Source organism: Streptomyces sp. PKU-EA00015 (assembly GCF_013387495.1).
Lineage (GTDB): Bacteria > Actinomycetota > Actinomycetes > Streptomycetales > Streptomycetaceae > Streptomyces.
This window is the reverse complement of record NZ_JABZEE010000129.1, coordinates 1-1,223: the sequence shown is the minus strand read 5'-3', so window position 1 is coordinate 1,223 and position 1,223 is coordinate 1. Positions and strand designations below refer to the sequence as shown.

Genomic DNA, 1,223 nt, shown 5'->3' with positions numbered 1-1,223 from the left:
GAAGAGAGTCAATTCAGGGTGGTGAATGTGAAACCAGTAACGTTATACGATGTCGCAGAGTATGCCGGTGTCTCTTATCAGACCGTTTCCCGCGTGGTGAACCAGGCCAGCCACGTTTCTGCGAAAACGCGGGAAAAAGTGGAAGCGGCGATGGCGGAGCTGAATTACATTCCCAACCGCGTGGCACAACAACTGGCGGGCAAACAGTCGTTGCTGATTGGCGTTGCCACCTCCAGTCTGGCCCTGCACGCGCCGTCGCAAATTGTCGCGGCGATTAAATCTCGCGCCGATCAACTGGGTGCCAGCGTGGTGGTGTCGATGGTAGAACGAAGCGGCGTCGAAGCCTGTAAAGCGGCGGTGCACAATCTTCTCGCGCAACGCGTCAGTGGGCTGATCATTAACTATCCGCTGGATGACCAGGATGCCATTGCTGTGGAAGCTGCCTGCACTAATGTTCCGGCGTTATTTCTTGATGTCTCTGACCAGACACCCATCAACAGTATTATTTTCTCCCATGAAGACGGTACGCGACTGGGCGTGGAGCATCTGGTCGCATTGGGTCACCAGCAAATCGCGCTGTTAGCGGGCCCATTAAGTTCTGTCTCGGCGCGTCTGCGTCTGGCTGGCTGGCATAAATATCTCACTCGCAATCAAATTCAGCCGATAGCGGAACGGGAAGGCGACTGGAGTGCCATGTCCGGTTTTCAACAAACCATGCAAATGCTGAATGAGGGCATCGTTCCCACTGCGATGCTGGTTGCCAACGATCAGATGGCGCTGGGCGCAATGCGCGCCATTACCGAGTCCGGGCTGCGCGTTGGTGCGGACATCTCGGTAGTGGGATACGACGATACCGAAGACAGCTCATGTTATATCCCGCCGTTAACCACCATCAAACAGGATTTTCGCCTGCTGGGGCAAACCAGCGTGGACCGCTTGCTGCAACTCTCTCAGGGCCAGGCGGTGAAGGGCAATCAGCTGTTGCCCGTCTCACTGGTGAAAAGAAAAACCACCCTGGCGCCCAATACGCAAACCGCCTCTCCCCGCGCGTTGGCCGATTCATTAATGCAGCTGGCACGACAGGTTTCCCGACTGGAAAGCGGGCAGTGAGCGCAACGCAATTAATGTAAGTTAGCTCACTCATTAGGCACCGGGATCTCGACCGATGCCCTTGAGAGCCTTCAACCCAGTCAGCTCCTTCCGGTGGGCGCGGGGCATGACTA

Annotated in this window: 1 protein-coding gene; it reads left to right on the top strand. The window is 56.2% G+C overall.

Annotated features, from left to right (window positions below; genetic code table 11):
- Window positions 1-27: 27 nt before the first annotated feature.
- Window positions 28-1,110, top strand: a complete 1,083-nt coding sequence (gene lacI / locus HW130_RS35185; RefSeq protein WP_000805902.1) for a DNA-binding transcriptional repressor LacI — start codon at window positions 28-30, stop codon at window positions 1,108-1,110.
- Window positions 1,111-1,223 lie beyond the last annotated feature (113 nt).